This is a genomic window from Paraburkholderia phosphatilytica (assembly GCF_003443895.1).
Lineage (GTDB): Bacteria > Pseudomonadota > Gammaproteobacteria > Burkholderiales > Burkholderiaceae > Paraburkholderia > Paraburkholderia phosphatilytica.
The window spans coordinates 173,416-199,653 of sequence record NZ_QQOA01000006.1; the positions used below are offsets into that span (position 1 = coordinate 173,416).

At 64.5% G+C, this 26,238-nt stretch carries 27 protein-coding genes; 14 read left to right on the plus strand and 13 right to left on the minus strand.

What is annotated here, in order from left to right; all coding sequences use genetic code 11:
* Nucleotides 1–3 precede the first annotated feature (3 nt).
* A complete protein-coding gene (locus DVS29_RS08845; RefSeq protein WP_118180064.1) occupies nucleotides 4–1,002 on the plus strand; it encodes a fatty acid desaturase in 999 nt (332 codons plus the stop codon).
* Nucleotides 1,003–1,035: 33 nt separating this feature from the next.
* On the opposite strand, the gene DVS29_RS08850 is transcribed toward DVS29_RS08845, so the two are convergent.
* From DVS29_RS08850 to DVS29_RS08865, 4 genes are all read right to left on the minus strand, one after another.
* Nucleotides 1,036–1,530, minus strand: coding sequence for a hypothetical protein (locus tag DVS29_RS08850; RefSeq protein ID WP_118180065.1), 495 nt, complete (start codon nucleotides 1,528–1,530; stop codon nucleotides 1,036–1,038).
* 222 nt (nucleotides 1,531–1,752) lie between these two features.
* Complete coding sequence (locus tag DVS29_RS08855; protein WP_118180066.1) at nucleotides 1,753–2,778, minus strand: sensor domain-containing diguanylate cyclase; 1,026 nt, start codon at nucleotides 2,776–2,778, stop codon at nucleotides 1,753–1,755.
* A gap of 96 nt (nucleotides 2,779–2,874) precedes the next feature.
* The gene (locus DVS29_RS08860) at nucleotides 2,875–4,455 is read right to left on the minus strand and encodes an amidase (protein WP_118180067.1); all 1,581 of its coding nucleotides are present in this window, start codon (nucleotides 4,453–4,455) and stop codon (nucleotides 2,875–2,877) included.
* 81 nt (nucleotides 4,456–4,536) lie between these two features.
* Nucleotides 4,537–5,073 (minus strand): GNAT family N-acetyltransferase, encoded by a 537-nt coding sequence (locus tag DVS29_RS08865; protein WP_118180068.1) that lies wholly within the window; start codon nucleotides 5,071–5,073, stop codon nucleotides 4,537–4,539.
* Nucleotides 5,074–5,322: 249 nt separating this feature from the next.
* Between DVS29_RS08865 and DVS29_RS08870 the strand changes: the two genes are divergently transcribed.
* The 5 genes from DVS29_RS08870 to DVS29_RS08890 all read left to right on the plus strand — a co-directional run bounded on the left by DVS29_RS08870 (nucleotide 5,323) and on the right by DVS29_RS08890 (nucleotide 9,483).
* Nucleotides 5,323–5,778: a diguanylate cyclase domain-containing protein gene (locus DVS29_RS08870; protein ID WP_118180069.1), complete on the plus strand. Its 456-nt coding sequence runs from the start codon at nucleotides 5,323–5,325 to the stop codon at nucleotides 5,776–5,778.
* A gap of 406 nt (nucleotides 5,779–6,184) precedes the next feature.
* Nucleotides 6,185–7,390, plus strand: coding sequence for an EAL and HDOD domain-containing protein (locus DVS29_RS08875; RefSeq protein WP_240655518.1), 1,206 nt, complete (start codon nucleotides 6,185–6,187; stop codon nucleotides 7,388–7,390).
* A 137-nt stretch (nucleotides 7,391–7,527) separates the two neighbouring features.
* Nucleotides 7,528–7,896, plus strand: coding sequence for a response regulator (locus tag DVS29_RS08880; protein ID WP_118180070.1), 369 nt, complete (start codon nucleotides 7,528–7,530; stop codon nucleotides 7,894–7,896).
* On the plus strand, nucleotides 7,889–8,512 hold the full coding sequence (locus DVS29_RS08885) for a chemotaxis protein CheC (protein ID WP_164707874.1): 624 nt from the start codon (nucleotides 7,889–7,891) through the stop codon (nucleotides 8,510–8,512). Before DVS29_RS08880 ends, DVS29_RS08885 begins: the two co-directional genes overlap by 8 nt.
* Before the next feature lie 8 nt (nucleotides 8,513–8,520).
* Complete coding sequence (locus tag DVS29_RS08890) at nucleotides 8,521–9,483, plus strand: GGDEF domain-containing protein (RefSeq protein ID WP_118180072.1); 963 nt, start codon at nucleotides 8,521–8,523, stop codon at nucleotides 9,481–9,483.
* A 36-nt stretch (nucleotides 9,484–9,519) separates the two neighbouring features.
* Here the strand turns inward: DVS29_RS08890 and DVS29_RS08895 are convergent, their stop codons facing one another.
* From DVS29_RS08895 to DVS29_RS08905, 3 genes are read right to left on the minus strand one after another with little or no spacing between them, the layout of a single operon-like run.
* Nucleotides 9,520–10,242 carry a gamma-glutamylcyclotransferase gene (locus tag DVS29_RS08895; RefSeq protein WP_240655519.1) on the minus strand — a complete coding sequence of 241 codons (723 nt, stop codon included), beginning with the start codon at nucleotides 10,240–10,242 and terminating at the stop codon, nucleotides 9,520–9,522.
* Nucleotides 10,243–10,257: 15 nt separating this feature from the next.
* Nucleotides 10,258–10,635 (minus strand): DUF427 domain-containing protein, encoded by a 378-nt coding sequence (locus tag DVS29_RS08900; protein WP_118180073.1) that lies wholly within the window; start codon nucleotides 10,633–10,635, stop codon nucleotides 10,258–10,260.
* 43 nt (nucleotides 10,636–10,678) lie between these two features.
* Nucleotides 10,679–11,005, minus strand: a complete 327-nt coding sequence (locus DVS29_RS08905; protein ID WP_118180074.1) for a hypothetical protein — start codon at nucleotides 11,003–11,005, stop codon at nucleotides 10,679–10,681.
* Nucleotides 11,006–11,321: 316 nt separating this feature from the next.
* On the opposite strand from DVS29_RS08905, the gene DVS29_RS08910 reads away from it, so the two are divergent.
* Nucleotides 11,322–11,906 (plus strand): hypothetical protein, encoded by a 585-nt coding sequence (locus tag DVS29_RS08910; protein WP_118180075.1) that lies wholly within the window; start codon nucleotides 11,322–11,324, stop codon nucleotides 11,904–11,906.
* 49 nt (nucleotides 11,907–11,955) lie between these two features.
* Here the strand turns inward: DVS29_RS08910 and DVS29_RS08915 are convergent, their stop codons facing one another.
* Nucleotides 11,956–12,984, minus strand: a complete 1,029-nt coding sequence (locus DVS29_RS08915; RefSeq protein ID WP_118180076.1) for a LacI family DNA-binding transcriptional regulator — start codon at nucleotides 12,982–12,984, stop codon at nucleotides 11,956–11,958.
* Nucleotides 12,985–13,208: 224 nt separating this feature from the next.
* Between DVS29_RS08915 and DVS29_RS08920 the strand changes: the two genes are divergently transcribed.
* The 3 genes from DVS29_RS08920 to DVS29_RS08930 all read left to right on the plus strand — a co-directional run bounded on the left by DVS29_RS08920 (nucleotide 13,209) and on the right by DVS29_RS08930 (nucleotide 15,656).
* The gene (locus DVS29_RS08920) at nucleotides 13,209–14,255 is read left to right on the plus strand and encodes a fatty acid desaturase (protein ID WP_118180077.1); all 1,047 of its coding nucleotides are present in this window, start codon (nucleotides 13,209–13,211) and stop codon (nucleotides 14,253–14,255) included.
* Complete coding sequence (locus DVS29_RS08925; protein WP_118180078.1) at nucleotides 14,233–14,553, plus strand: non-heme iron oxygenase ferredoxin subunit; 321 nt, start codon at nucleotides 14,233–14,235, stop codon at nucleotides 14,551–14,553. The genes DVS29_RS08920 and DVS29_RS08925 overlap by 23 nt, the downstream gene beginning before the upstream one ends.
* 62 nt (nucleotides 14,554–14,615) lie before the next feature.
* Entirely contained in the window at nucleotides 14,616–15,656 is a 1,041-nt protein-coding gene (locus DVS29_RS08930) for a sugar ABC transporter substrate-binding protein (RefSeq protein WP_118180079.1), read from the plus strand.
* A gap of 142 nt (nucleotides 15,657–15,798) precedes the next feature.
* Here DVS29_RS08930 and DVS29_RS08935 read toward each other — a convergent pair whose 3' ends face one another.
* Nucleotides 15,799–16,053: a hypothetical protein gene (locus DVS29_RS08935; protein ID WP_118180080.1), complete on the minus strand. Its 255-nt coding sequence runs from the start codon at nucleotides 16,051–16,053 to the stop codon at nucleotides 15,799–15,801.
* 168 nt (nucleotides 16,054–16,221) lie between these two features.
* Nucleotides 16,222–16,890, minus strand: coding sequence for a response regulator (locus tag DVS29_RS08940; protein ID WP_118180081.1), 669 nt, complete (start codon nucleotides 16,888–16,890; stop codon nucleotides 16,222–16,224).
* Nucleotides 16,891–17,158: 268 nt separating this feature from the next.
* On the opposite strand from DVS29_RS08940, the gene DVS29_RS08945 reads away from it, so the two are divergent.
* On the plus strand, nucleotides 17,159–17,455 hold the full coding sequence (locus tag DVS29_RS08945) for a hypothetical protein (protein ID WP_118180082.1): 297 nt from the start codon (nucleotides 17,159–17,161) through the stop codon (nucleotides 17,453–17,455).
* Nucleotides 17,456–17,506: 51 nt separating this feature from the next.
* On the opposite strand, the gene DVS29_RS08950 is transcribed toward DVS29_RS08945, so the two are convergent.
* Nucleotides 17,507–19,513 carry a sensor histidine kinase gene (locus DVS29_RS08950; RefSeq protein ID WP_118180083.1) on the minus strand — a complete coding sequence of 669 codons (2,007 nt, stop codon included), beginning with the start codon at nucleotides 19,511–19,513 and terminating at the stop codon, nucleotides 17,507–17,509.
* 228 nt (nucleotides 19,514–19,741) lie between these two features.
* Between DVS29_RS08950 and DVS29_RS08955 the strand changes: the two genes are divergently transcribed.
* From DVS29_RS08955 to DVS29_RS08965, 3 genes are all read left to right on the plus strand, one after another.
* Nucleotides 19,742–19,990 (plus strand): AbrB/MazE/SpoVT family DNA-binding domain-containing protein, encoded by a 249-nt coding sequence (locus tag DVS29_RS08955; RefSeq protein WP_118180084.1) that lies wholly within the window; start codon nucleotides 19,742–19,744, stop codon nucleotides 19,988–19,990.
* Nucleotides 19,984–20,307, plus strand: a complete 324-nt coding sequence (locus tag DVS29_RS08960; protein ID WP_118180085.1) for a type II toxin-antitoxin system PemK/MazF family toxin — start codon at nucleotides 19,984–19,986, stop codon at nucleotides 20,305–20,307. The genes DVS29_RS08955 and DVS29_RS08960 overlap by 7 nt, the downstream gene beginning before the upstream one ends.
* Nucleotides 20,308–20,383: 76 nt before the next feature.
* On the plus strand, nucleotides 20,384–21,940 hold the full coding sequence (locus DVS29_RS08965; RefSeq protein WP_118180086.1) for a rhomboid family intramembrane serine protease: 1,557 nt from the start codon (nucleotides 20,384–20,386) through the stop codon (nucleotides 21,938–21,940).
* Nucleotides 21,941–21,946: 6 nt separating this feature from the next.
* On the opposite strand, the gene DVS29_RS08970 is transcribed toward DVS29_RS08965, so the two are convergent.
* Nucleotides 21,947–24,325: a hypothetical protein gene (locus DVS29_RS08970; RefSeq protein WP_118180087.1), complete on the minus strand. Its 2,379-nt coding sequence runs from the start codon at nucleotides 24,323–24,325 to the stop codon at nucleotides 21,947–21,949.
* A 437-nt stretch (nucleotides 24,326–24,762) separates the two neighbouring features.
* Nucleotides 24,763–26,133 (minus strand): TAXI family TRAP transporter solute-binding subunit, encoded by a 1,371-nt coding sequence (locus DVS29_RS08975; protein ID WP_118180088.1) that lies wholly within the window; start codon nucleotides 26,131–26,133, stop codon nucleotides 24,763–24,765.
* Nucleotides 26,134–26,238 lie beyond the last annotated feature (105 nt).

Below are 26,238 nucleotides of genomic sequence, written 5' to 3' on the forward strand. Positions count from 1 at the left end.
GCAATGAACATCGACATGAATGACTGGCTGAGAGTCGACATCGAACGCAAACAGCTCAAGGCGCTGTCCAGCCGGTCCGATGCACGCGGACTGATGCAGGCAGGCGGTTTTCTGCTGCTGGTCGTAGCGACTGGTGTGCTCGCGTGGAAGTCGCTCGGCACCGTATGGGCGATTCCCGCGTTCCTGCTATACGGCACGGTGTTCGCGTTCAGCGAGGCCGCGGCGCACGAACTCGGGCACGGCACGGCGTTCAGGACTCGCTGGCTAAACGAAACGTTCTACTGGATCATCTGCTTCATGTCGTGGCGCGAGCAGGTGTATAGCCGCTGGCTGCACGCGAAGCACCATACGTTCACGCATCTGACGGCCGCACCGTACAAGGACCCGGAGCTCGCGTTCCGGCGGCCGCTCAGCTACCTGAAGCTCGTGACGGACTTCGTGCGCGTGTCGCACGGCATCCAGTTTCTTGGCGCGATCGTGCTGCACAGTTTTGGTGTGGTCACCAGGGGCGCAAAAGAAGTGGTGCCGGAGGCGGAGTACGGGACGATGCGCAACCACTCACGCGTAATGCTGACCCTGTACGTCGGCGCATTCGTGTGGGCGGCGCTCGCGCATAGCTGGCTGCCGGTCCTGTTTCTGTTCGTGCCGCGCGCATACGGCACCTGGCTGCACGAGCTGTGCGCGCTCACGCAGCACACGGGGCTGAAGGAGAATGTGCTCGATCACCGCGTGTCGAGCCGCACTGTGAAGCTGAATCCGGTGGTGCGCTTTCTCTACTGGAACATGAACTACCACATCGAGCACCACATGTTTCCGAGCATCCCGTTTCACGCGCTGCCGCGTTTTCATGCGGCCGTCGCGTCGCAGATGCCGAAGCCTTACGACGGCCTGTGGGAAACGTGGCGCGAGATACTGACCATCTTCGCGAAGCAGCGGCACGACCCGGAGTATGTGGTCGTGCGCGAACTGCCGGTGGGCAAGCGGGGCACGGCGGTGGCGTGATGCCTGTTGCGCAGGCCGGACGGCAACCGCCCGTCAATCCGGCTTCCTGAACTCGCGCTCGACCCACTGCTCCGCGCTCGTCTTGCTGAGCTTGAATGCCGCGGACACCTTCACGTGGGCGAGCTGCGCGCCGTACACATCGAAGGCCTTGAGGTCGGCGTAGGGATCGAACTCGTCGGGCACGATGTCGAGCGTAACGTTGATGTCCTCGCCGTTCGCGGTGACGGTGACTTCCTTGTGCAGCATCGCATGGCGCTGCTGTTCGTGACGGCGCAGCACCTCGGAGGCCGTTTTCACGAGCGTGCGGAATGCCCCGGCGTCGAGCGGCTTCGGGTTCTTCTTGTCGCGGCCCATCGTCCACGGGCCGACCAGCGCGGGTTCGGCCTCGCCGTCCTTGATCATCTCGACGGCCCAGCCGTCGTCGTCTTCGTTCTTGATGACGCGTGCTGTCCAGCCGTCGTCGCGCCAGAGGCGGTCTTCATAGACGGGCGTGTCGTCGGCGGGGAGTTCGTGGTCGATATCGGTCATGGGTCGTGCTGATAAGGCGGAGTTCGGTGGCAGGGCAGCGCCGCGGCGCGGCTGGGCTCATGTGAGCCGCAGACGGAAGCGGCGATTTTAACCCGGTGCGTTGCCGGCCTGCCCGCGATCGCGCCCGGATCCGCGACGTTGTCCATCCGGACGAGGCGGCTCGGGCAACGCGCGCATCAGCGCGGCGTGCCAGTTTTCCAGCCGCGAACTACGCCAAGCCCATCAAACCGTCCGCTGCCTGCTCGCATCGACCGCCGCGATGCAGTCGCGGCCGTTGTCCTTCGCCGCGTACAGCTGCGTGTCGACGAGATTCAGGAAGGCGGTCGGCGTGCCCTGTTCCGTCGGCACGGTCGTGCCGACGCCGAAGCTCGCCGTGACGGTTTGCCGGAACGGCGAGCGTTCGTGCGGGATGTTTTCGGCGAGGATCAGATTGCGGCAACGCTCGGCCACGCGCATCGCGGCGTCGGCTGGCGTATTCGGCAGCACGAGCACGAATTCCTCGCCGCCGAAGCGCCCGAGAAAATCGCCTTCGCGCAGCGCCGCTTTCAGCACGCCGGCCACGCGCCGCAGGCACTCGTCGCCCTGAAGGTGGCCGTAGTAATCGTTGTACGACTTGAAGAAATCGATGTCGGTCATCACGACCGAAAGCGGTAGCCCAGCGCGCGCCGCGTCGTCCCATTCGCGTTGCAGCACCGTGTCGACCATGCGGCGGTTGCCCGCGCCGGTGAGACCATCGGTGAACGACAACTGCTCCAGCTCGCGTTGCAGCTGCCGCACCTTCGCTTCGGTCTTCTTGCGCTCGCTGATGTCGAACATGAAGCCGACGAGCGATTCCACGCCACCGTCCGGCGTGCGCACGACGTGCACGACATCGCGAATCCACACGTAGCCGCCGTCATTCGTCAGCGCGCGATAGTCGGCTTCGTGATCGCAACCGGCCTGCGACTGCGACACGCAGAAGTTCACCACCTGCTCGCGATCCTCTTCGTGGATGCGCGCGGCCCAGTCCTGCACGGTCTTCCAGCTCGACGGCGCCCAGCCGAGCACGCCCTCGATCTGCGGGCCGATGTACGCGAACTCCATCGTCGCCCAGTCGATCTTCCACGGAATCGCGCGCGTGGACTCGAGCAGCGTCTTGTAGACCGCGACGTCATGCTCGAGATGTTTCGGCTCGCTGCCGGCGGGTTCGTCATGACGCAGGAACTCGGCGCGAAGCTGCACCGTGTCGTCGTTGGTGTTGCCGTTCATCGATTCGTGCTCCAAAGTGTGCCGCGAGCGCATCGGGTCTCCCGATACGGGCTTACCCCGGATGACGGCACCCAAAGGGCGAATCTTGATAGCGGATCACACCGATCCGCCGAGCGGCGGCACGCTCGACTGCGCGAGAAACTGCGGGTCGCGCCGCCAGTGCGTGGCCTGCTCGAACGCGTGACCGTATGCGAGGAGCCGCGCTTCGCTCCACGCCGGGCCGACGAACGACAGCCCCACCGGCAGGCCGCGCACGAATCCCGCCGGCACCGTCAGATGCGGATAGCCGGCAACGGCCGCGGGCGTCGAAAAGCTGTCGCCGCTGCTGTCGCCATTGACGAGATCGGTGAGCCACGCGGTGCCGCCCGTCGGCGCGACGATCGCGTCCAGCTGATGCGCGCGGAACGCGTGATCGAGGCCGTCGTCTCGCGCGCCCTTCGCGCAGACCGCGAGCGCCTTGCGATACACATCGCTGTCGAGATCGCCGAGCGCCTGCGCCTGAACGAACAGTTCCTGTGCGAAGAACGGCATCTCGCTGGCGCGATGCGCGTCGTTGAACGCGATCAGATCGGCGAGATTTTTAATCGGCGCATGCGGCGCGAAGGTCGTGAGCCACATCGGCAGGTCGTGCTTGAACTCGTGCAGCAGCACCATCTGCTCTTCGTTGCCGTAGCCGACCTTCGACAGCTGGATCGGATCGACGATCGTCGCGCCGAGCGCGGCCAGCTGCGCGATCGCGCGTTCGATCTCACCGTCGATCTCGTCGTGCTCGGTGAAGTACTCGCGCGCGACGCCGATGCGCGCGCCGCGCAGCGCGTGCGGGTCCAGCGCCGCAAGATAGTCGTCGGGCGGCGGCGCGTTGAGCGTGGCCGGATCGTTCGGATCGCTGCCCGCGATCGCGCCGAGCAGCCGCGCGGCGTCGGCCACGGTGCGCGCCATCGGGCCGGCCGTGTCCTGCGTGTGCGAAATCGGCACGATGCCGTCGCGGCTCAGGCGGCCCACGGTCGGCTTCAGCCCGACGATGCCGTTGATCGACGCGGGCGACGTGATCGAGCCGTCGGTCTCGGTGCCGATCGCCATCGCGGCGAGACCGGCTGCCACGGCCGCCGCCGACCCGGAGCTCGAGCCGCTGGTGTTGCGGTCGAGCGCGTGCGGATTGCGGGTAAGGCCGCCGCGTCCGCTCCACCCGCTCGTCGAGCGCGACGAACGGATGTTGGCCCACTCGCTCAGGTTGGTCTTGCCGACGATCACCGCGCCGGCGTCGCGCAGCTTGCCGACCAGAAACGCGTCGCGGGTGGCCTCGATGCCGTCGAGCGCGAGCGAACCCGCCGTGGTCGACATGCGGTCGCCGGTCGCGATGTTGTCCTTGATGACGACCGCCGTGCCGTGCAGCGGTCCACGCAGCGAACCGGCGCGCCGCTCGGCATCGAGCGCGACCGCGATGTGCCGTGCGTCCGGGTTCAGTTCGATGATGCTGCGCAGTTGCGGACCTTGCCGGTCGAGCATCGCGATGCGCTGCAGATAGTGATAGAGCGCCGCGGTCGCGTCGAGATTGCCGGGCAGGTTCGCGGTATCGGCACGCGATGGCGTCGTTGCCGCGGCCGCTGTCTGTCCTTTCAGTGCTGAAAGGGCGGCGGTGGCGAGACCGAGCGAGGCGAAGAAGCGGCGTCGTTGCATGAAGATCCGTGGGTCAGGTGAAACGAGGTTGCACGGAGACTACCCGAACAAAATCCAAAATACGCAAAAACGGAAGCAGGCTCAAACCGGCGCGGACGGCCGCTCGAACACCAGCGACGTATTGCCGCGATACGTCGCGCGCCCCGTCTGCACATAGCCGCACTTCGCTGCAACACGCAGTGACAGCGCGTTGTCCGGATCGACGATGCAGGTCGTATGCGCGCCCGGCCAGCGGCGGTCGGCCCAGCGCGTCGCGGCGCGCACCGCTTCGGTCGCATAGCCCTTGCCGTGCGCGTGCGGCGCGATCGCCCAGCCGGCTTCGGGCACGCCGTTGAGCGGCGGGTCCAGGTCGCGCTGGTAATCGGCGAAGCCGACTTCGCCGACGTAGCGGCCAGTGTCGCGCTCGCGCACGATCCAGTAGCCGAAGCCGAGCACCTGCCAGTGGCCGACGTAGCGCAAGAGCCGCGCCCACGTTTCCTCGTGCGTGAACGGCCGGCCGCCAATGAAGCGCGTGACGTCCGCGTCGGACCACATCGCGAGGCTGCCCGCGAAATCGTCGCGGGTGGGCTGGCGCAGCGTGAGGCGTTCGGTGTCGATTTGCAGATCGTCGTGATGCATCGGGCTGGCCCTGGAAGATGAATGGTGGCGAGCGATTGTCAGGCCGATCCGCTGCGCAGCGCAATGACCGCGATGACAGGATTCGCCGCGGCCATTCATTGCATTGCAGCCGGTCAAGAAAGCCGGAACGATGCCGTTAGCACGCTTGCCCGTATCTGGGCGCCGATATAAAAACTGGATGGAACGCCGTCGCACATCGGGCCGACAATCACGGCGCGACGAGCGTTTTACATTTCGAGGGACGTCGAGATGCCATTACCCGCTGAACCCGGCGGCTTCATGCAGTGCGCCCAACACGCGCTCGACATGGCGGTGCGTGACGCGCACGACGCCGTGCTGGTCCTGTGGCAGATCGAGCCGCGCGTGGACGGCAGCGGACTCCGGGCAGACGACATTGCCGTGTTCGCGAACACGTTGCGCGACGTGCTGCGCGACAGCGACATCATCGGGCGCCTCGATGACACGCGCTTTGCCGCGCTGCTGACCGGCATCCAGCGCGACGACGTCGACCACGTCATCGCACGTGTGCACAGCACGCTCGATGCGCGCGCGGCGATGCGGGTGCGGCCGTCGCGCATTCCGTGTCACGCCGCGACCGCGCGCCGGAGCGGGGCGAGCCATCCGCGGATGGCAGAACTCGTTGCCGAGGCGAGCGCGATGCTCGATGCGCTCCTGCGCAACGAACGGCATCGCAACCGGCGGTGAGCAGCCGACGCGATTGACGCTGCATATCCAGCAATTTATGCCCTGGTGAATACGCCAGGGCCGGAAGATTTGACCATTGTTTTCATTGTCGTGCCGTGTTCTCGGATAGCCTTGCGCGGCGGGCCTCCGCGGTGTTTCGTGAAGGTCCGCGTGTGTCACCCGTCACACGCGAGCGCGAACCGCAAACGTTTTACCGCGATCAAGCCGCCCATGAGGCATTGAAGCAAACGCCCCGAACTGTCGATATAGCGGATGTGGCGTAGGCACGTCCATGCACCGCGAAGCTGGCATCAGCATGTTCGCGGCAGTTTTTACCGGGACGGCCGCGCAGAAAGAATCGAACACAGGATCACGGGTTTGCCGCGAGGTGGACGTGAATGACGGCGACATCAGCCAGCAAGTGACAATGGAAAAAACGTCTGAAGTACTTCTCGCGCGTCAATCGATCTCGAACCGGCAGGGCGTCTGCGTTGGCCACGAACTGCTGTTTCGCGGCCGACCGATCGATACCGCCGAGATCGACGATGGTTTCGCGTGCACGACGACCGTCGTGCAGAACCTGCTCGGCGCGTTCGGCGTCGAGAATGTGCTCGGCGAAACCGATGGCTTTCTGAACTGCACCGGCGAGTTCCTGAACTGCGATCTGGTCGACATCCTGCCCGCGGAACGAATGGTGCTGGAGATCCTCGAAACCTGCGAGCTGGACGACGCGCTCGCGCGCCGTTGCAGCGCGCTGCGGCGGGCGGGATTTCGCGTGGCGCTCGACGACGTGAAAGATCTCACGCCCGAAGTGCGCGCGTTCCTGCCGCACGTGGACATGGTGAAGATCGACTGGCCGTTCATGGAGCCCGGCGCGGCGGCACGGCTCGCGGACGCGTGCCGCGCGGCCGGCAAGACGGTGCTCGCGGAGAAGATCGAGACGCGCGAAGATTTCATGAAGGCGCTCGAGATCGGCTGCGACCTGTTCCAGGGTTTCTATTTCACGCGGCCGCAGCTGGTCAAAGGCCGGGGCGCGATCATCAGTTCGTCGGCGCTGTTCGGTGTGCTCGACCTCGTGCTGCACGAGGCGCGCATCGACGAGATCGAGCGCGCGCTGAAGGCCGCGCCGTCGCTGACCGTGCAGATCCTGCGCCTCGCGAACAATGGCAACCGGCCGCGCGCGCAACTGTCGGAGATCACGTCGGTGCGCCAGGCGCTGTCGATGGTCGGCATGCGGCAGCTGACCCGCTGGTGCTGTCTGATGCTGTACGGCGCGGTCGCCGACGGGCATGCCGATCCGCTCGTGCAGCTCGTCACGCGCCGCGCGAATTTCATGGAACGTGTCGTGCAGAAGATCGCCCCGGACGATGAAAGCCTGCAGCAGGAAGCGTATCTTTCCGCATTGCTGTCGCTCGCGCATATTCCGCAGGGCATCGATGCGCAGTGCTTCATCAAGGACCTCGCGGTCGGGCCCGCGATTCGCGACGCTATCGTCGGGTACGGCGGACGGCTCGGCACGCTCCTGCGCGTCGCGGAACGCGTCGAACAGGGCGAGTTTCCCGCCGACGCTGAACTCGCGGCGCTGTTCCCCGGTGGACACGGGCGGTCGCTGTTCGATGGACTCTATCTATGAACGCGTGTTTGAAACGGAATACCGTGACAGATGCAGGGCCGCGATGGCGGCATGCGTCCAATCGGTGCAACCCGGATCAAGCAATTGCCGCAACGTGTCGATAACCTCACTGAATCTTTCCGTTCGAAGCAACTTGTATGGCTCTTCCAATTCTCGTCTGCGATGATTCCACGCTTGCTCGCAAGCTGCTCATCCGTTCGCTTCCCGCTGGCTGGGACGTCACCATCTCGGAGGCGACCAACGGCGTGGAGGCCATTGCCGCTTATCACGAAGGCCGCGCCTCCGTGATGTTTCTCGACCTGACGATGCCGGGTATGACTGGCTTCGACGTGCTCGACCAGTTGCGCCGCGAAGATCTGAACACGTTCGTGATCATCGTGTCCGCCGACATCCAGCAGGGCGCGCGGGAACGCGCGCTCGAGTCTGGTGCGATCGCGTTCGTCGACAAGCCGGTCTCGCCCGAAAAGCTGTTGCCCATCCTCAAGGAGTATGGTCTGTATGAATGACGACATGCTCAGCAGCGATCAGCGCGATGCGCTGCAGGAGATCGCGAACATCGGCATGGGTGCGGCAGCTTCGCGTCTTGCGTTGCTGCTCGACTGTTTCGTGACGCTGTCGATTCCGCGCATCAGCCTCGTCGACTGCGACGAACTCGAACGGGAAATCCGCGAGCTGACCGGCGAATGCGCGGAGGTCAGCGCGTTCCGGCAGAGTTTTCGCGCGGACATCGCGGGCGAGGTGATGGTGGTGTTCGATCACCCGGGCGACCACAGTCTGCGCGAGGCGATCTATGGCGCGGACGACGCGTCGCACCACGGCAGCGCGACGTCGCGCGAACTGCTGTTCGAGATTGCGAACCTGCTGACCGGCGCCTGCATTTCGGGCCTGCTGGAGCAGCTGCAACGCGTGCCGACGTTTTCGGTGCCGCGTGTGATCGACGCGTCCGACTTCGTGGTTGATGTCGTGAAGCCCGGCGATGCGCAGCTTACGCGCGCGCTGCTGCTCGACATCAACGTGGCGGTGCAGGACAGCGGCTTTACCGCGCATCTCGTCGTACTGCTCGACGAACACGCGGTCGAGCAGTTGCGTGACGCGATCGACCAGTTCCTGGCGGCGCTCTGAACCGCACGATGGCCAACGATCCAGTGAACCCGGTTTCGCAGGCTCGGCTGCACGAGCTCGCGTTGCAGCGCATGAACTGCGGCGTGTTCGCGGTCGACCGCGACTACCGGATCAAGATCTGGAACGGCTTCATGGCCACCCGCAGCGGCGTGGGCGCCGACAAGGCGCTCGACCAGTCGCTGTTCGAGCTGTTCCCCGAGCTGCCGGTCGCGTGGCTCAAGAAGAAGCTTCAAACGGTGTTCCAGCTGCGCATCGACGCGTTCACGTCGTGGGAGCACCGGCCGTACCTGTTCCGCTTTCCTCACGACCGGCCGATCACGAGCGACCTCGACTGGATGCAGCAGGACTGCGGATTCTTTCCGCTCGTCGAGAACAACGAAGTGATCGCCGTGTGCGTGACCATCACCGAGGTCACCGATCTGGCGATCGCGCAGCGCGCGCGCGACAAGGCCGTCGCCGCATTGCGCGAGGCATCGATTCGCGACGGGCTGACCGGAATCGCGAACCGGCGTCACGCGGAAGAGCGGCTCGCCGAAGAGTTCGCGCGCTTTCGTCGTTCGGGCCGCGTGCTGTCGGTGCTGATCTTCGACCTGGACCACTTCAAGCGCATCAACGATCACTACGGTCACCCGGCGGGCGACGCGGTGCTGCGCGCGGTCGCGACCACCGTCGACGATCTGATGCGCGAGCAGGATCTGCTTGCGCGCTACGGCGGCGAGGAATTCATCGCGATGTTGCCGGAGACGCCGCTGGATGCCGCCGCGACGCTCGGCGAGCGGATTCGCAGCGCGATCGCGTCGAGCCCGGTGTCGCACGGCGGCGCGTGGATTCCGGTGAGCGCGAGTATCGGTGTGGCCGAAGCGGGCGGCGCCGTGTCCACGCCGGACCAGCTCGTGAAGCTCGCCGATCAGGCGCTGTATCGCGCCAAGGCCAAGGGCCGCAACCGGCTCATCGTGGCCAACGCGGCGTGATGTTCGAGCGTTGATGCGCGGATGGGCCCGCCTGGCTTAGCATGGTGCGTCGAACGCGCTATGGCCGCTTCCGTCCTTGCTGTCGTGACTGTTCTGCTGCAATGCCTGCAGCTCCGCCGTCAGCGCCTCGATGTAGCTATCCCGCACGCCAAGCGCGACCAGCGATTCGCTGAGCCGCATCACGTATTCGGCATTCGAGCCGAGCACGCCGCTCGCGCAGGAGATCAGCGGCGCCACGCGCGCGACCGATGCGTCGTCTTCATGAAACGCGTGTCCCGGATTCGCGACGAACACCAGCACCGGATACTGGCGCCCATCGTCGAAGGTCCCGTCGATCCACATCGGGCGGTACGCGCCTGTCAGCATTTCGCGAACCCATAGCAGCGCGAGTTCTTCGTCGAGCGTTTGCGCGGGCAGACGGTACGCGACGCCGGTCGTTGTGCCGCCCGCTTCGAGCGACAGCATCCTGCCCGGCACGTCGTGCGAGCCGCGTCCCATGATGGTTCGCATGCAGAAGCTGCGCCGCCAGCCATGAATCGTCGCGACGCGGCGCGCGTCGAAATGCACGAGCGGATTCCAGATCAGCGAGCCGTAACCGAACAGCCACACTTCATCCCCGGGCGGGCGCAGCGCCATCGTCTCGCGCAGCGATGCTTCCAGCCTTGCACGGTCCCAGCGCAACTCTTCCGCGACGCCTTCGAAGAGCTTCAGGAACAGGCCGGAACTGAGCGCGTCCCGGGTCAGGATGTTGTGTGTCACGGCATGACGAACGCGTCAGCGCGCGCTCTCCTCGATCGTGACCTTGTTCGGGTAGAACGCGAAATGATCGCGTATCTGCTCGAGCGCGGGGTACGGGTCCGCATACGCCCATACCGCGTTTTCCGCGCCCTGTTCGCCGACCTCGATGCTGTGATAGCTGCACTCGCCCTTGTAAGGGCAGTAGGTTTCGTGATCGGTGGGCGTGAGCACCGAGAAGTCGATGTCCGCGCGCGGAATGTATTGCACGGGCGGGTAGCTCGCTTCGCGCACCGTGACCGCGTTGGTCGTATCCGCGATCACGTGTCCCGCGAAACGCACGACGACGCGGTGCCGTGTCGGCTCGATCGTGATCGGATGATCGGCGTTGGGTTGCTTGATCACTCTTTCGGTCATGGGCTGCTCCTTGTACCTGGTTACGAGGCCGCTTGCGCGGAGTTCACGCCATCGAGCGCGCCCGGCATTCGAACGTGACCGTGGCGGTGTGCTGTTCGAGACTGCCGACGCCGCTGGTGCCGGCCGGGCGGACGATCGCCTGCAGGCCTTGCTTGCCGCAGTACTGCTGTGCGGCGTCGACGGCTTTTTCATGCGCGTGCGCCCACGCGAGGCGCGTACCGGTTGCCTCCGCGGTGACGGAGTAGGCGTTCGGCCCGGGACCGGCGGCGACGTCGCCGACGCTCGCGCAGCCGCTGAACGCCAGCGCCGCGACGATCGCGGCAGCGGCGAGGGCAACACGGCTGCGCGCATTGGATAGATTTGCGCTCACAATAGTGTCCGTTTTCGTGTGTTCGTTTGATCCGACAGACAGGTGCGCGATGCGTTCAGCGCTTGACGTCTAGCGCTTGACGCTTCGAGTCGGTTTGCTGTCGGAGTGATTCGTCGGGAGATGCTGTTTGTTGCGTGCCGATTCCCGCATGGCAATCGCACGTATCCGAAATGAAGTATCGGGGAAAATGGGCTCGCGATCAGCCGGCTGCGCCGGAACACTGTGTCCTGTTTTGCCGCACAATCGGTGGAGTCCGAACACGTTACGCGGGGCCCTCGTAGCTGCTGCCCGGCACGTGCCATGCTGAAGCGATCTCATGCCAACTGCTACCCGCTCCGATTCGCTCGACTGGCCGCTCATCAGCACCGCGGTCACCGTGGCCTTGCTGATCCGGCTGTCGATCGCGAACGGCGCGTTCGAAATCGTGCCGTTCCTCTGGGTCGCGATGGCGGTTGTCGCGCTGTGGCTCGTCGTGAGGATGATTGCCGCGGTGAAACGTCGCGAGTTGCTGGGCTTTACATCCGCCGTGGTCGCGGCGATCTTCATCTACACGCCGTGGATGGCGGTCATGCCCTGGATCGATTCAACCGATACGCTGTTCGCGTCGGCGCCTCGCATCGACCGCGATCCGATCGAATACCGGTTGCGTGTTGCGAGCTTCAAGATGGCCGATCCGAAGCGCACGTTCATCGTCTTCAAACCCACTGACCGCGACGAGAGCGATGGCGTGGAAAGCCGTGTCGCGTACGACGAAACGGATACCCTCGCGCGCGGTAAAACCGACCAGGTGATCGCGCTGGCGCGCAGCCAGTCGCCTCAGGATGTGGCGGAGTTTTCGGCGTGCGGATGGCACGCGCGACGCGTCGAGGGGCACTACTACGTGGTCGAGTTTTCGTGCTGAGTTGTGATCGCAGGGTGGAGCGGCATGACGTAACGCGCGACGCCGGCGCTCAATACAACGAATACCTCGAATACGTCTCGATGGGAATGATGGCCTGCGCCGGCGCCTGCAACCCGTCGGATACCGCCGTCAGATTCTCGACCGCCGTTTTCAGCAGCAGCTTCAGGTCCTGTGTGAGCAGATAGTCGATCACATCCGAGCGCAACAGCGGCTCGGTCACGCGGTTGACTTCGTGCGTCACGTACAGCGTCTTGCCCGCCAGGTGCTTTTCGCGCAACGCGGCCGCCAGGCCCTCGTTGCCGCCCGCCACGTTGTAGATGCCGTCGAGCGGGCCGTGCTGCTCCATGAAGCGCCGCGTGGCTTCATAGGTGGCCGCGCCCGAATCCGCGCCCTTGATCACCTCGAGCAGATTCACGTGCGGAAAGCGTTGCCGTAACAACGAGCGAAAGCCGATCTCGCGATCTTCGTGGCAGGTGTAGGAAAACGTCGCCACGACCACCGCAACCGAAGGCGACGGCCGCGTCTCCAGATGCCGGCCGACCAGAAACGCTGCCGCCTGTCCGGCCGCGCGGTTGTTGACGCCGACATACGTGTGTCGGGCATCCGCATCCACGTCCGTGATCAGTGTGACGACCGCTTTGCCCGCGGCGACACAGTCGCGCAGCGCGGCAACCGTCGCCGGCGTGTTCGTGCAGATGATGCCGATGCCGTCCACGTCCGCCGACAGCTCGCGCACGCGCTCGGCGACTTCGCTGTCGGAGATGCCGACGCAGCTCACCACCTCCAGCTGCACGCCCGAATCGGCCAGTTCCGTTTCGAGACTCTGCGCGGCGCGCGTCAGCTCGTCGGTGAATGCGTCGCCGGCTTGGGCCAGCAGACGGATCCGGTAAGCGACGTGACGCGCGCGCGCCGGCTGCCGCGGGGACTCCGCGCGCTCGTGCAGCTGCCTGATCGCGGCATCGACCGCGCTGCGCGTGCGCGGATGCACGCCGGGGCGGTTGTTCAGCGCACGGTCGATGGTCGCCCGGCTGAGCTGCGTGATCTCCATCAACTGCTTGAGCGTGGGCTTGTCCTTCATCGTTGGGTTTCCCGTGATGCTGGTATGAGGCGGCGACATGTATTTTGCCTCAAATTGAGCATTTCTGCTTGTGTGCGGAAAATTCAAGCCTTTGCAAGGCAGACGCGCGTTCAGTAGATACCCTTAAATGCTCAAAATGAGTCATTTTAGATTTTGACTGATGCTCAAAAAGAGCCTTAAATGCGAGCAACGATGATCACGATCGACCCGATGGAGAGTCACCCATGCTCGACCCGCAACGCAGCCCGCAGCCGATCACGATGGACGACTGGTACAAGTGCCCGCTCGACCGCAAGGTGCTGAAGGAGGTGACACGCCGCAACGACCGCGACGCGCTGCTGCGGTTCGGCGGCTTCATCGCGCTCGTGGTGGCCGCGGGCGTGCTTGCGTGGTGTTCGCTGGGTACGCTGTGGTGCGTTCCGGCGTTCCTGCTCTACGGCACGCTCTACGCGTTCGCCGAAGCGATGGAGCACGAGCTGCGTCATCGCACGCCGTTCAAGAGCGAATGGCTGAACGAAACGGTGCACTGGCTGATCTGCTTCATGACGTGGCGCGAGCAGATCTACAGCCGCTGGTCGCATGCGCAGCATCACACGTACACGCATCTGACGGCGACGGTGCCTCAGGACGTGGAGATCGCCGTGAAGCGGCCGCCCAATTATCTGAAGCTCGCGACGGATTTTCTGCGCATTTCGCACGGCATCCATCATCTCGGCAACATCGTGCTGCACAGCGTCGGCATCGTGTCGAAGAGCGCGAAGGCGGTGGTGCCGCCCGTCGAATATCGCGCGATGCGCCGCAATTCAAGGGTGATTCTCGCGCTGTATGTCGCGGTCGGCGTCTGGGCAATCGTCGCGCATAGCTGGCTGCCGGTCGTGTTCCTGCTGCTGCCGCGTTCGTATGGCGCATGGCTGCACGAGCTGCTCGCGATCACGCAGCATACCGGTCTGCGCGAGAACGAACTCGACCATCGCTTCTCGACGCGCACGCTGCGCCTGAGCCGGCCGCTGCAGTTCCTGTACTGGAACATGAACTATCACGTCGAACACCACATGTTCCCGAACGTGCCGTTTCATGCGCTGCCGAAGCTGCGCCGCGCGATCGAGGCAGATCTGCCGCCGGCCTGCGATGGTTTGAGCAGCGCATGGGCCGAGATCCTGCACGTGTTCCGGATGCAGCGGCACGACCCCGACTACATGATCACGCCGGCCGTGCCCGGCGCGGCACCACGCGAAAAAGGACGATGCGATGAACATCCTGCAGTGGCATGAAGTGTGTCCGAGCGACGACATCGAAGAAGAAGACGTCATCGCATTCGAGCAGGACGGCACGCTCTACGCCGTCTATCACACGCCCACCGGCTTCTATGCGACGGCCGGCATGTGCACCCACGAAGCGGCGCGTCTCACCGAAGGTCTCGTGTTCGGCGACGTGGTCGAGTGTCCGATGCACATGGGGCGCTTTCATATTCCGACGGGCGCGGCAAAGGGCGCGCCCGTGTGCGTCAACCTCGTGACGCATCCGGTCAAGGTCGAAGGCGGCAAGGTGTTCATCGGTCTTGCCGACTGATACGGCGTTCGTCGGCCGCGCCTGCCGGATGCAGGCACACCATCACAATCAAGGAGACAGCCATGCGTATTCCCTTCCGGAAGGTGCTTCCTTTAGCGGCCGCCGTGTTCGCCTTCGGGTTCGGCACTGCTGGCGGCGCGAGCGCGGAGCCCGTCGCGCATTTCGATTTCATCTCGCATGCACCGGATTCGGATGCATGGTGGAACACGGTCAAGAACGGCATCAAGCAGGCCGACGAAGACTTCAACGTGCAGACCGATTACCGCAATCCGCCCAACGGCGACATCGCGGACATGGTGCAGCTCGTGAACCAGGCGGCCGCGCGCAACTACGACGGCGTCGTCACGACGATCGCGGACTTCGATCTGCTGAAGAGCGCGGTGGGACGGCTGAAATCGAAGAACATTCCGTTCATTACCGCGAACACGGGCACCGAGCAGCAAAGCGCCGAACTCGGCGCGCTGATGCACGTCGGCCAGCCTGAATATCTGGCTGGCAAGGCGGCTGGGCTACGCGCAAAGGCAGATGGCGTGAAGACCTTCCTGTGCGTCAATCACTATGCGACGAACCCGCTTTCGTTCGAGCGTTGCCGTGGTTTCGCCGATGCGATCGGCGCCGACATGAAGACCTCGGTGCTGGATTCCGGCACGGATCCGACCGGCGTCGAATCGAAGGTGAGCGCGTATCTGCGCAATCATCCGGACACCCAGGCGGTGCTGACGCTGGGGCCGACCTCCGCCGACCCGACGATCCGCGCGGTGACGAAGCTCGGTCTTGCCGGCAAGATCTGGTTCGCGACGTTCGACATCGACCCCGACGTCGCGAAGGCGATCAAGGACGGCACGATCAAGTTCTGCACGGACCAGCAGCCGTACCTGCAGGGCTACATTCCGGTCGCGATTCTCGCGATCATGCATCGCAATCACAACACGGACGCCATCGAGGCGCGCAAGGAACTGGAGAAGGATCCGAAGTTCATCCAGCGCCTCGATTCGTACGGTCTGAAGCCGGTTTATGAGGCACGCAACATCAGTTCGGGCCCGGGCTTCATTACGCCGAAGAACATCGAGCAGGTGTCGGCGCTCGCAGGCCAGTATCGCTGATCTTTTCAACCGGCCCTTCGCGTAACGACGGGTCGCGTTCGACCGGAAGGTTCGTCCGCTGGTGAGTCTCCACCCGTCAGCGCTTTTCCCACGATGGACTGTGTGGGCGATATGGGCGCATGCCCATATCGTTTTCTTCGGCTCAGCGCGTGACGTATTCCGCGTTCGCCTCGGCCGCGGCATTCGACTGTGCGGCCGCCCGGCTTTCCAGATGGCCAAGCGCGGTTTTCAGGCGTTCGTAGCGCGTGCGGTAGTGCGGAAGCTTGCTGCTGCTGCCGATCGCGTCGATGCGCGAGCGCCAGTACGAAAGCGGGAAAGGGCCGCGTGCGACGTGCGGAAGCACATGCTCGAGATGAGCCAGTTCGCTGTCGAGATCGCGATGGTTGTTCGTGGTCATGGTCTGATACCCCCGTATCCGTCGTCACCGATCTCGGCAATCGGCGCGGTGGACTCTGCCGCTCTGTGAGCGAGCGGCTGGTCTGGTTTGAATGACCCGAACTTTCGTCGAAACTTGCGAATCGGACAATACCGCGTTCCTGGTAGTGACCCTGCGGCCAGCGGCGGGTCAGGGTATCAGCCCTTTCAGCCGGGCCTCGTTCAGCGCCTGCACGCGGCTGTTGACCGACAGCTTGCCGTAAATGTTCTTGATGTGCGTCGTGACGGTATGCGGCGACAGCTGCAGTTTCGCGGCCGTTTCGGCCGTCGAAAAACCGTGCGAGATGCTCTTGAGAATGTCGATTTCGCGCGCGGTGAGCTGGCCCGCTTCGCTGTCGGGCTTGGCCGCGCGCGGCGCGCCAGCCTGCGCGACGGGCGCAAACCGCTTCAGCAGATGCCGCGCCACCTGCGGCGAGAGCGGCGAGTCGCCGTTCTTCACGAGCAGGATCGAGCGCGCGAATTCGTCGATGGTCGTGTCCTTCAGCAGGTAGCCGCGCGCGCCGGCTTCGATCGCCCGGACCACGTGCGCTTCGTCGCCGAAGATCGTGCTGACCAGCACGGCCGTGGCGGGCGATGTCGCGCGCAGCAGCGCGATCAGGTCCGCGCCGTCGCCATCGGGCAACCCGAGATCGACGATTGCCACTTCCGGGTGCATGCCGCGCAGCTTCTGCCGGGCTTCGGCAACCGACCCAGCACTGCCCGCAAGCGTGAGCGACGCATGCGAGACGATCATGCGTTCGAATTCGGCGCGCATCGACGCGTCGTCTTCAATCAGGAATACGGTGATCGGGCTCGTCATGATGTCGATCGTTGGGCGGGCGGAGGGGTGAAACTATATCGCCTCGGCCGGGCTTGAGAAAGGCGCCGGTTTAACTGAGTCTTTCAAATGCGCTTATGCGCGTTGCCGCAACAGGCGACCGATTCAGGAAATACTGACACGAGACTCAGCAATGACGGACTTGATGAATTCCGTTTTCAGGTCGATAAATGCTTTGAGCCCGAACGTATTCCTGAAGCGGAAAGCGTTCGAGTCTTGGGGGCCAACAAAAATAATCGGAACAACGACAGTGGAATCACTCAAGCTTTATATCGACTCGCTGAAGAAGCTGTCCGAGTCGAACAGCCGCGGCGTGTCGAATTTCGGCGGCAAGGTGGTCGCGCTCACGCGCTTCGCCGACACCGTCATTCCGCTGCTGTCCGAAGCGCAGCGCCGCGAAGTGCTGGCGCTCTTTCGCCTGCAGATCGAAGAGGCGATGTCCATGACCGACGACATGCCCATGCCGCCCGAATACCACGCGGCGTTGCTGAAGCAGACGAACTGGCTGCTCGAATCGCTCGAACGGAGCGACCGGCTGCAGGACTGAACGCGCGTTAGCGTCAACGTCCTCACCACCCGCACCCAGTAGGCGTCAGCGTCAATTCTCTTCCACCGCGATGTCCGCCCGTGGATCGGGCTCGCGGCGACGCGCGTGCCCGTCGCGCTCGAACGGCAGCCACAGCGTGAAGCGCGTCCCCGCCGGCCCGGAGCGCCACGCGACGGTGCCGCCAACCGAGCGTGCGCGCCGCTGCTGGTTGTGCAGTCCGCGTCCCGCGCCGGCCGCCATCGCATGCTCGATATCGAAGCCCCGGCCGTTGTCGTCGATGGCGATCTGCACGCCGCCGTCCATCTCCGCAGTGCCGATCCGGATCTCGGTCGCTGCAGTGTGATGCAGGATGTTCGCGATGCTTTCCTGCACGATCCGCAGGATATGCAACGCACTGGACGGATCGAGCCAGGGCAGCGCGGGCACTTCCTCGACTTCCCATCGCAATGCGACGCCGGTACCCGCGAGCCGCGGCTCGAGCCGGAAACGCAGCGTGGCCAGCAACAGCAGCAGATCGGCTTCGACGGGCTCCATCGAATCGATCGTGAGTTTCAGGTCGTCGAGACAGGCTTTGAGAATCTGCGACACGCGCGTGTCGTCCGCATCGCCGCGCTCCACCGAGCGGATCGCGCTGATCAGCGACGAGCCGAGGCCGTCGTGCATGTCCTGCATCAGGCGGCGCCGTTCGTCGCTGATGGTTTGCCGGCGCTCCGCTTCGAGCAGCCGCCGGTGGCTCAGCTCGAGTTCGGCTTCGCGTTCTTTCAGGCGTTGCGCGAGATTGGCGTTGATCCACTCGAACTCGCGGATCGCATTCACGTACCGGCGATACATCAGCAGCCCGAACATGCCGAACGTGACCGCATTGGTGTACGCGCCGAGGAACCAGCCTTCTGGACTGACGACGTTGTTGTGCATCATCCAGTCGGTCACGCCGAGCAGCGTGCACAGGCCGACACCCGCCGCGACGAGCCGCGCTTCGCTCGAACGGCGCCACGCACACAGCACGCCCACCACGCCGACGACGGCGGCCATTACCGCGGAGACCGCATAGATCAGCGGCACGATGACCGGCGTGCTCGGCAGCACGGGCAGTACGCCGACCATCGGCAAGGTCAGCACGGTAATCGCCAGGGTGACGAAGGCGACCGCGCGGGTCAGCCATTTGAGCGGCCGCCCGTGCATCTGGCAAAGAAAGACATGCACGACCATCACGAGCCAGAACAGCGCGTTGATCGTGAGCCATGCGAACCAGTCGCTGGTGACGGGCACGCTCACGTAGTAGTGCAGGTGCCCGGCAAACGACGTCGCGGCAAGATTGAAGAACAGCAGATAGCCGGTGTCGTGACGCCGCCGGAGCCAGACGAACAGCGCGAACACGCCCACCGCGAGAAACGCGGCGCTGAGCGTGGCTGGCAGTTCGCGCTGCAGCCACTGGCGCATGTAGTAACGGCCCCGCAACGTATCCACCGGCCCCAGCCAGAGCGACGATAGCGCGACGGCGTTGTCGGGCGCGTGCTCGAGACGTACCAGCACTTCGCGCGGCGGCGTGTCGCCGCCCGTCTGGTCGAGGTCCACCCAGAGCGGCGTGAAGAGACTGTTCCAGAGCGATCCATGCTCCTGCGCGCGATGCACGAGGCGACCGTTCACGTACACGGCGATCGTGCCGTAGGTCTTGACGCGTGCGCCGTACAGCACCAGCGGTCCGGACGACACGGCGAGACCGCGCGTGGAGAGCCGGACCCACGTGGTCTGGATGTCATGGAGCGACGACACCGCGCGTGCGCGCACGTTGTCCAGTTTCGGCGCCGCGGCGGGCAGCGCGGCGGGCAGGGTGACGGGGCGCCAGGCGTTGGGCAGCGCGTCGCTGTCGACGTTGGCTGGCGGCGCGCTGAAGCCGTCGGCGTCGGTCACGACCCAGTCTGCCTGGGTGAGATGCGTGGCGCGTTGGCCGGCCCCGGCGTCGCCCGCTTCCAGATACCAGACGCCCACCGCGATCAGCAGCGCGATGGAAAAGCACAACACCACGTTGGCAAAGAGCGGCGACGGACGATAGATCACGCGAGGCCCTTGTTTCGATGGTCCGGGAAATGGCGAAGGGTTCGGTGCATGGAGGGAGAGTCCCGGTGGGCAGGGTGCGCACGACTATACCCGGGCTGATGCCGCAGCGGCGGCCTGTGGCAAAAAAGACGCGACGCGCGGCTGAAATCAGCCCGGCAAGCATCTCAAAAATGTAATAACATTGTGTTTACTAGACCGTTTGGCTAACATTGTTATTACGGTGATTCCATGAGAGTGACAATACGTAGAATGGGAAATTCGCAAGGCGTGCTGATCCCAAAGCCAATCCTGGCGCAACTTGGATTCGAGAACGAGGTGGAAATGGAAGTGGAAAACGGTGCATTGATCATCCGCAAGCCACGCACGAAGTCGCGTGGCGGATGGGCGGAAGCCAGCAGGGCCATTGCGGCCGCTGGGGAAGATACGCTCGTGATGGGCGAGTTTCCGAATGCCGATGACGTGGAACTGCAATGGTAGCGCAGGGCGAGGTCTGGCTGGTTGCGCTCGACCCAACCCTCGGCAGTGAAATCCAGAAGACACGGCCGTGTGTCGTGATCTCGCCTCCTGAGCTGAACGACTATCTGCGCACAGTCATCGTGGCGCCCATGACTTCGAAAGGGCGCGCCGCGCCTTTCCGTATCCCGCTTACGTTCAAGCGCACGCAGGGGCTGGTGCTGCTGGATCAGATCCGTACGGTCGACAAGACGCGGCTCGTGAGGAAAGAGGGCGCGCTTGCCGAGCGCACGTTGCTGAAGGTGCTGCAGACGCTGCAGGAAGTTTTCGCGGAAAGCTGACCCAGGCGGGCCTCAATCTTCTGCTCCAACGTGCCGTAAACATAGCGGATAGCCTGATTTCCGGACCCCCGCACTTATGGACCGCATCGAGCCGACGTTCAAGCGCACCGACGTCGTCGTGGTGGACGAACCCGAATACACGCCGCCGCGTAGCACGCGCTTCGCGGTCCGGCTAGGCTCGCGTCTGCGGAAGGTGGGCTCGGAACTGCGCGCCGCGTCGTTCCATCGCAAGGGCGAAATCGATTTCCGCCAGCATGTGGTGATCATTCGCACGCACGAAGAACATCTGCTGCGCGCCGATGTCATCACCGATCTCGAACTGCCGCGCTCCGGCATCTGCAATGTCGAACAGCGTGGCCGCGTCGTGCGCTTCGAGGCGCCCAACCACGAAGGTGGCCTCGAACTCTTCATCCTGAAGGCCCTTAACCGGCGAGAAGCGGCGGAGATCGTCGCGGCATTGCCCGATCGGGTCACGGCGATGTTCGCGCCGGCGAAACTCGCGCGCAAGCGCTTCATCGACGCCATCGAACGGCAGACGCCGGTGGTCTGGGTCACGTGGACGCTGATCGCGATCAACGCGCTCGTCTTCATCGCGATGGCGAAGGCGGGCGGCGGGGTCCTGCGCGGCAATAGCGCGGTCGCGCTGCGCTTCGGCAGCAACCTCGGCTACGAGACGATGAACGGCCAGTGGTGGCGATTGATCACGGCAACCTTCGTGCACTTCGGTTTCGCGCACGTGTTCTTCAACATGCTGGTGCTCGCGCAGGCCGGGCGTGTCGTCGAACGGCTGTTCGGCAACCTGCGCTTTCTCGCGGTCTATCTGTTCGCCGGGCTGACCGGCAGCCTGATGAGCCTGCTCGTCCATCCGCAGATCAACAGCGCCGGCGCATCGGGCGCGATCTTCGGCGTGGTCGGCGCGCTGCTCGCGTATGTGCTGCGGCATCGCAATGCGATTCCGGCGTCCATCTACACGTCGCACTTCAAGACGACCACGGTCTTCATCGCGTACAACCTGATCGGCGGTTTCACGCACGTCGGCGTCGACAACAGCGCGCACATCGGCGGTCTGCTGGGCGGGCTCTTGATCGGCTGGCTGCTCGCGCGGCCCGTGGATGCCGACTACCGCGAGGAGCAACAGTGGACGCAGCTCGCAGTCGCGGCTGGAGCGGCCACCGTGTGCGTGGTGCTGCTCGCGTGGCCGATGCTCGCGCTGAACGGTGGCCAGGCGCGCCAGGATTCGATGCGCTACAGCGAAACGCTGATGCGCCTCGCGGCCGACGAAGTAGAGGCGAAGGCCGATCTGAAGAAGATGGCCGGACCGTACCTGAAGCCCGACCCGCACGTCACGCCGGCCGAGCTGTCGAGCCGCATCCGCGGTCGCCTGCTGCCTGAGTGGAGCCATCTGTACGACACGCTGAACGGCTCCCCACTGCCGTCCGATCCCGCCACGCTCGCGCAGCGCCAGACGCTGCTGCATTACTACGACGACGTGCGCCGCATGCTGCTCTGTATCGAGCAGGCCGCCGACGCGAACGCGCTGGCGGACCCGCAGCGGATTGCGCAGATTCGCAGCTATAGCGACGACGCGCGGAAGCAGCTTGTGGAGCTGAACCGTGCGCGGATGCATTTCTGACGTTCTTCAATATCCGACCCACCAGGGAACGGCGGTGAGTTCGGCATAGTTCGGTATGCCAGGATGAACCACTTCCGATTGTCCCGAGTGGATGTTTTTCGCGACGGTGGCATCGGTAACAGGCACTTCGGTGAGGCGAACGCCGATACGAGGCTTTTCGCCGGGTTCCGTCGGTGGCCGCACGGCGACTTCGTCGACGCGAAACACGGTGTTGGGCCGAAACAGCCACTCGGCTTCATCGTCCGCCCGCGTATTGATCCCCGGGATGAATGGCTTCGCACTGAGGGCACGAATGTCGTAAATGGCGATTGCGCCCTGGTTCGAACCGGCCGTTGCTCCGCCCTCCCATAGCGAATTTTGCGCAAAGTCCCTGCCGCTCGACGCGGACATGAAGGCCGGGCTGTTCGTCACCAGATCGCCTGGTTTGAACTGGTTCGAATACTGGAGCGGTACATCCGCCACCCGAATCAGGTGCACATCCTGCGTTGACGGAGGCGGCAGGAGGCTCAATGCATCCGTCAGATTCTTCACGTCCGCGTCCATGCCGGGATAGGGTGTGTGCCCGTACAGCGCTCGGTTCAGATCATAGTTCTTGTCACCGGTCGAACCCGAGCCCGAACTCGAACCCGGCGAAGTGTCACTCCCGACATCGACGTACGACCAGCCTTTGAGCGCTTTCTGCTGTGCGGGCGACAGGTTGGCGAATGCAGTCCGATACTGGCTTACGTAATTCGGATCGCTAATGAACTGGTTGGAATCGGACGCCCAGTTGTCTACCTCCAGCGCGGTTTGCAGCGCCGGCGATATTGGCGGCGCCGAAGATGTGCCCGGCTGCATCATGCCGCCCCTGAGACCTGGAAGGCTGTGGACTTGCCACTGGTTGTTCGAATCCAGACTGAGGGGATAGGAGGGCCGCCACGGATTGTCCCGATCGTAGGCCCACCACGTCGAATCGTCCTTGTCGTGGCGCACGGGATAGACGTCGTCGCCGATCTTGACGTAGTGCTGGCCGCCTTCGCCGGTCAATGTGCCACCTTCGCCCGGACGATTGCCGGGAGCCGGCCTCAGCGAACCCGGTTTGACATCGACGGCGTAGTCTCGCGGAACGAGCATCGGACGCCCGGCAATGCGCTGCTGTATGCCGACATGAGCGACGGCAGGCGCCAGCGGCGCGGCCTGTCCGCCGACATCCGCCGCACCCGACGCGATTGCCGTGCCGATCGCCTTGCCTGTATCGGCGAGTTCGTCGATATTTTTCACCGCCAGTTTGAACAGGTTGGCCCGCGAAGCCACCCGGCCAGGGACAGCAGTGGGATCGATCACGAGGCTGAGCAGATTCGACGCCACGTCGACGCCCAGACGAGCGCTGGGCGATAGGGTCGAACGCTCGTCGAGCGCTGACGTCAACGGCGCCAATGGCGTCATTCCGAGCAGGAACCGCGCGGTTCCCTCCAGGATCTGTCCGGCAACGCGCTTCGCGCGTTCCTCGGGGGTGATCGACTGGTGCTTCTCCGTGGCGTCCTTCAGGATGGCGTTATAACGCCCCGCCAGGTCGTGCACGTAGTCAGGGCCGGCCGGAGGTAGATCGTTCAGGATGTCCTGGTAGCGCTTCGGTCCGCCTACTCCGTAGCTGTTGAGCTTGCTTGCCGCTTCGCCTTGCCATCGGGAAAGCTTGTCGCGCAGCGCCGGGTCGACCTGCATGCGCTGCGTGAAGGCAAGCATGCGCCGGTCCGCGAACGCATCCTGTCCTCTGCCCGGATTGGACGTATACAGCTGGCGGGCGATCAGTTCGTAGCGCTTGCCCGGATCGTTCACGATGGCATCGGCTTCCTTGAGCATCCGGTCGACGTCGTCGTCAGCCTCTTTCCACTCCGCGGACTGCTGCGCGCGATGTGTGTCGATCGCAGTTGAAATCCGCGCCTGCAGATTGTGCTTGAGCGTTACTGCTGCCTTGAAGGTGCTCTCCCGTCCCTGTGGCGTGGTCGCGGTCATGAAGTCGTTGCGCATCCGGGCAAGCTGGCTGACGTCGAATTCGCGAGCCTTGTCCAGATAGCCTGCGCCGACGGGCGTATTGAACGTCGCCATCACGCGTTCGAGCGGATCGTTGATGGCCCGGTTGCATTCCTTGCGGATCGCGTCCTCGAGCGTCTGATATTGCCGGTCGATTTCGTGGCATCCTTCGCTGGTCGCCATCCGGTAGGCGCTGTTGAAGGTTGCGGCGCTCGCCGCATAGAACGTGGATTCGCTTGCCGGTAGCGCGGCGAGCTGATCGAGGATACTGCTGGAACGCTGTTCGAATCTCGCGACTTCGTGCGGATAGCCGGTGAAATCCTGCTCCGTCGCGTCCGTGAGCTTCTGCGCGTTGCTGGTGTCGTTCGCGTACATCGATACGTCGGGCCGGCCGTTTGGCTGCGTCTGTATCTGGTAGGTCCGGGAGAGGTGATCGAGTTCCTGCGTGGTGACGCCGGAGAGTGGCCCACCCTCCGCCGGGCGCTGTGCGGGCGGTCCGGATGGCGGGCGTTGATCGCGCTGGATCTGGGTCGATTGAGATGGCGCGGGCTGCGTCGCGCTGCGCACAGAAGCGGTGCCGGGCGATCGTAAAGGTTGAGATGGACCCGGACGGGGCTGTCCTGATGCGTCCAGGCTGGCTGGACAGTCGTCATACTGCGCGGATGAGTCATTGACCGGCGAGAGGTCCATAACGATTGCTCCAGGATAGTCGGGAGGCGCGTTCGGCCTGGTTGCCCATGCATCCAGCCGTCACGAACCCATCCTCTACCCTGTGGTGTCGCGTCGGGTGGTATCGCCGCACCACGCCGCGCTCAACGCGCCTCCGCCTTCGCCGCGCCCGCCATCATCTGCCCCATGTCGCTCAGATGCACGCGAACGAAACCGACGTGCTCGCGCAGCACGTAGAACGCGTCGGCATAGGCGAGCGGCATCTTCATCTGGTTGATCGACGCTTCGATCCGGTCCAGTTCCGCGAGCAGCTCCGCGCGTTCCTGCGACGTGGTGTGATCGAGCGCGTGGCGTTCGATCGCGATCAGCGCGCCGTAGTAGCGGTAGATGCGCGAGCGCACGCGCCAGCGGAACATCGCGGGAATCAGCCGCAAGCCCGGCACGAGCAGCACCGCCACCGGCAACAGCAGCACGAGCAGACGGTCGGTGACGGTCGCGAGCCAGAACGGCAGCAGGCGGTACAGGAAGCTCTTGCCCGACTTGTAGTAGCGCGTCGCGTCCTCGCTGATCGGGAATTCGTGTGCGATCGGCGCGGGGAACTGGCTCGCGCGCTGCAACAGGCTCGCGCGGCTGTGCACTTCCTGCGCAGCCTCGATGATCAGATCGGAGATCGCCGGATGCAGCGTCGGCCGCGCGACGATCTCGACCGTCGGGCTGATCAGGTGGATCGTCTCGCGCGGGATTCTGCGTTGCAGGTCGAGCACGCCCGGCGGCAGATCGATCTCGTCGAGATATGGGAAGAGCCGCGTGTACGCGTCCGCTTCGTCGAAGTTCATCACCGAGATGCCGGGAATCGTGACGAGGCGCAGGATTAGCGCGCGCGTGGCCGAATCGCCGCTCAGGAGCGCCGCATCGACCTTGCCTTCGACGAGCGCCGTAGCGGCCTGCAGGCCGTCGAGCGGCAGCAGCTGGGTATCGCCGCCCGGCGTGATGCCGTTCGCTTCGAGCAGGTTCAGCGCGAGCCGCCGCGTGCCGCTGCCTTCGCGGCCCACCGCGATGCGCTTGCCCTCGAGCTCCGAGAGCTGCGTGATGCCGCTGCCGTGATAGAACACGACGATCGGCACATAGAACACGCTGCCGAGCGACATCAGCGACGACACGTCGATGTCGTCCGCCACGCCGCCCTGCACGAGCGCGATGTCGACATGACTCTTTGGATCGAGCAGGCGTTTCAGATTCTGCACCGAGCCGTCGGATTCGAGCACCTTCAGCTTCACGCCGTTGCGCGCGAGGATCTTGCGGTATTCGTCGGCGACCTGCATGAACGAGCTGTCGCGCGGGCCGGCGCTCATCGTGATGGTGTGAGGCGGCGCGGGGTCGATCAGCCAGATCGCGGCGGCCACCGCGAGCGCGAACAGCACGATGATGGGCACGGACGTGACGGCGAGATCGCGCCACACCGGATGTGCGTGGTCCTGCAGAAAGTTCGGACGATGCGGGCGATATTTTTTCATGGCGGTCCGTCCGGAAAGTCGCGTCGACACCGCTGCGCCGTGAGCTTCCCGAAAGCTGGCCGGCGCAGCGCATGGCCTTCGCAGCAAGAGTACACCGGGATCGTG